This window comes from Peribacillus simplex (assembly GCF_001542915.1).
GTDB lineage: Bacteria > Bacillota > Bacilli > Bacillales > DSM-1321 > Peribacillus > Peribacillus simplex_B.
Window position 1 is genome coordinate 1 of sequence record NZ_LNNH01000052.1, and the last position, 769, is coordinate 769.

The 769-nt window shown below is 55.5% G+C and carries 1 rRNA gene; it reads left to right on the top strand.

Going from position 1 to position 769, the window contains the following annotated elements:
• Positions 1-762 (top strand): 23S ribosomal RNA (locus AS888_RS21645); the annotation flags it as partial.
• Positions 763-769 lie beyond the last annotated feature (7 nt).

A 769-nucleotide genomic window follows, 5' to 3' on the forward strand; every position in this document is an offset into this window, starting at 1 on the left:
CGGAGCGCTAGCTTCGGTGGAGGCGTTGGTGGGATACTACCCTGGCTGTATTGAAATTCTAACCCGCGCCCCTTATCGGGGTGGGAGACAGTGTCAGGTGGGCAGTTTGACTGGGGCGGTCGCCTCCTAAAGAGTAACGGAGGCGCCCAAAGGTTCCCTCAGAATGGTTGGAAATCATTCGTAGAGTGTAAAGGCACAAGGGAGCTTGACTGCGAGACCTACAAGTCGAGCAGGGACGAAAGTCGGGCTTAGTGATCCGGTGGTTCCGCATGGAAGGGCCATCGCTCAACGGATAAAAGCTACCCCGGGGATAACAGGCTTATCTCCCCCAAGAGTCCACATCGACGGGGAGGTTTGGCACCTCGATGTCGGCTCATCGCATCCTGGGGCTGTAGTCGGTCCCAAGGGTTGGGCTGTTCGCCCATTAAAGCGGTACGCGAGCTGGGTTCAGAACGTCGTGAGACAGTTCGGTCCCTATCCGTCGCGGGCGCAGGAAATTTGAGAGGAGCTGTCCTTAGTACGAGAGGACCGGGATGGACGCACCGCTGGTGTACCAGTTGTCTTGCCAAAGGCATAGCTGGGTAGCTACGTGCGGACGGGATAAGTGCTGAAAGCATCTAAGCATGAAGCCCCCCTCAAGATGAGATTTCCCATGGCGCAAGCTAGTAAGATCCCTGAAAGATGATCAGGTTGATAGGTCAGAGGTGGAAGCGTGGCGACATGTGGAGCTGACTGATACTAATAGATCGAGGACTTAACCAACGCTTTA